This is a genomic window from Streptomyces boluensis (assembly GCF_009908195.1).
Lineage (GTDB): Bacteria > Actinomycetota > Actinomycetes > Streptomycetales > Streptomycetaceae > Streptomyces > Streptomyces boluensis.
The window spans coordinates 1-2,981 of record NZ_JAAAHS010000596.1; the positions used below are offsets into that span (position 1 = coordinate 1).

Here is a 2,981-nt window from a genome sequence, read left to right on the forward strand (position 1 = left end):
CCCGTACCCCCAACCCCCGTACGTACCCCTGTCCCTGGAGACGCAGATGAGTACCGACAGCGACGTGCTGTGGTCGCCCAGCCGTGCGACGGCCGAGAACTCCCAGGTCGCCGGCTTCCTGTGCTGGCTCGTCGAGGCGCGGGGGCTGACCTTCCCGGACTACGCCGAGTTGTGGCGCTGGAGCACCACCGACGTACCGGCGTTCTGGTCGGCGGTGTGGGAGTTCTACGGCCTCGACGCGGTCAGCCGCTACGACGAGGTGCTTGCCGACGCGTCGATGCCCGGGGCGTCCTGGTTCCCCGGCGCGCGGCTGAACTTCGCCGAGCGGTGCCTCACCCGGGAGCCCACCGGCCAACCGGCGCTGATCAGCATGGTTGAGGGCGGCGAGCCCGTGGAGACCTCGTGGGAACAGCTCAGGCAGGAGGTCGCAGCGGTCGCCGCCGCCCTCCGGGACATGGGCGTGGAGCCGGGTGACCGCGTCGCGGGGTATCTGCCCAACACCCCGCACGCCGTCGTCGCGTTGCTGGCGAGTGCCGCTGTCGGCGCGGTGTGGACCGTGTGCTCGCCGGACTTCGGCACGCCCAGTGTGCTCGCGCGGCTGCGGCAGGCCCGGCCGGCCGTGCTTGTGGTCGCGGACGGCTACCGCCATGGGGGCAAGGAGTACGAACGGCGCGCCGAGGCCGCCGAGTTGGTGGCCGGGCTGCCCACGGTGCGGCACGTCCTCACCGTCGACCACCTCCACCCGGCGTCGGCCGGCCGGACTTGGTCACTGCGGCGCGATGTGGTGCGGCACGCCTGGCACGAGGTGGTCGGCCGGCAGGCCCAACTCACCTTTGCCGACGTCCCGTTCGACCATCCCCTGTGGATCCTCTGGTCCTCGGGCACCACCGGAGTGCCGAAGGGCATCGTGCAGGGCCACGGCGGCATCGTCGTCGAACTGCTCAAGGCCCTCGGGCTCGGTGTCGACCTGCGCGCCGACGACCGCTTCTTCTTCCACACGTCCACCAGCTGGATGGTGTGGAACTTCATGGTCGGCGGGCTGCTGCACGGCTGCACGATCGTCCTGTACGACGGCAGCCCCGGCCACCCCGACATCGACGGTGTGTGGCGGGTCGCGTCCAGGACGCGGGCGACGACGGTGGGTGTGGGCGCCGCGTATCTGGTCGCCGCCGAGAAGGCGGGCGCGCGTCCCGCCGACACCACGGACCTGAGCGCCCTGCGGTCGGTCCTGCAGACGGGCTCGTCCCTTCCCGACAGCACCTGGCGCTGGGTGTACGAGGCTCTGCCCGCGCACATCTGGCTGCAGTCGATCTGTGGCGGGACGGACATCTGCTCGGTGCTCGCCGGGGCTTCCCCGCTGCTGCCGGTGCGCGCGGGCCGGATCCCCGGTCCCGCGCTCGGCGTGGCCGCCGCCGCCTGGGACACCTCGGGCCGTCCCGTCCTCGGCGAGCAGGGGGAACTCGTGGTGACGCGGCCGCTGCCCTCGATGCCGCTGCGCTTCGTCGACGACCCCGACGACCGCCGCTACCTGGAGAGTTACTTCGACCTGCATCCGGGGGTGTGGCGGCACGGAGACTGGGTGACCTTCGCCGCCGACCTGTCGATGGTGGTGGCCGGGCGCTCCGACTCGACGCTCAACCGGATGGGCGTGCGGATGGGATCGGCCGACATCTACGCCGTGGTCGAGCAGCTCCCGCAGGTCACGGACAGCCTCGTCATCGGTGCGGAGCTGCCCGACGGCCGCTACCTCATGCCGCTGTTCGTCGTCGTCGCGGACGGTGAGCGGTTCGACGACGCCCTTCGCGACGACATCGCCGCCGCCCTCAGGCGGGCGCTCTCACCCCGGCACGTGCCCGACGTCATCGCTCCGGTCGCGGCGGTGCCACGCACCCTGACCGGCAAGAAACTGGAGGTCCCCGTGAAGCGGATCCTGCAGGGCGCTCGCGTCGCCGACGTGTGTGCCGAGGGCGCCGTCACGCACCCCGAAATGCTGTCCTGGTTCGCGGAGTTCGCCGAGGGGATCCGTGCCGGGAGCGCGGACGGGGCAGCCTGACCGAGGGTTTCGTACGCTCGCCGCCACCCTGGGGAAGCACCCGGCTCACGCTGGGGAAGCACCCGGCTCACCCTGGGGAAGCACCCGGCTCACGCTCACGTCTCCGAGTCCGCCCGGGTCCCGACGGCGCTCCGCCGCCCGGCGGCCGAGAGCCCCGCGCCACGGCCGGTGAACCGTCCCCGCAGAGCGGCGATGACGGCCCCCACCACGAGCACCGCCGCCCCCACCGCCTGTACGGGCTCGAAGGACTCACCGAGGAAGAGGGTGCCGCAGACCGTGTTGACCACCGGGACGGTGAACATCATCAACGAGGCGGAAGCGGGCCCCACGGCGCCAACTCCCTTGTAGTAGAGGAGGTTTGCGACGGCGGCCGCGCCGAGTGCCAGGTACGCCACGTTCAGCCAGACACCGAGCGGCAGTTCGCCCCACTCCACTCCCGGCACGTCCGGCGCGGCCATCACCCCGAGCAGCACCGCACCCGCACAGGTGGCGTACGTCGTGGCGCGCAGCGGATCGATCCCGGCGAGGACGCGTGGACCGGCGAGCGTGTACGCGGCCCAGCACACCGCGCTGAGGAGGAACAGCGCGTCGCCCGCGAGCCGCGCCCCGCCACCGCCGGTACCACCGCTCGTACCGCCGCCCGCGCCGAGGAAGAAGATCACGGCACCGGACAGGCCGAGCGCGAGACCGGCGAGGCGCGTGCCCGACGCCCGCTCCCGTCCCGTGACCAGCAGGAAGAGGCTGGTGAGTACGGGACTCATGACCGGGATGAGGATGCCCGCGTCCAGCGAAGGGGCGAGCGAGAGCCCCCAGAAGAAGAAGCCGTTGTACGCGAAAACGCCCAGGACGCCCGCGAGCGCGGCCCGCCGGGCGGCCCGCGACCGACCCCCGGAGCGGCCACCGCCGTCCCGCACACTCGGGTCGGCCC

2 protein-coding genes are annotated in these 2,981 nt (G+C 72.5%); one reads left to right on the forward strand and one right to left on the reverse strand.

What is annotated here, in order from left to right; all coding sequences use genetic code 11:
* The first annotated feature begins 46 nt into the window (after positions 1–46).
* Positions 47–2,053: an acetoacetate--CoA ligase gene (locus tag GUY60_RS36365; protein WP_161705767.1), complete on the forward strand. Its 2,007-nt coding sequence runs from the start codon at positions 47–49 to the stop codon at positions 2,051–2,053.
* Positions 2,054–2,148: 95 nt separating this feature from the next.
* Here the strand turns inward: GUY60_RS36365 and GUY60_RS36370 are convergent.
* A partial coding sequence (locus GUY60_RS36370) for a DMT family transporter (RefSeq protein ID WP_161705769.1) occupies positions 2,149–2,981 on the reverse strand: 833 nt, incomplete at its 5' end.

Coding starts and splice junctions, on each gene's coding strand:
- GUY60_RS36365 (WP_161705767.1), top strand. CDS start 47: ATGAGTACCGACAGCGACGTGCTGTGGTCGCCCAGCCGTGCGACGGCC.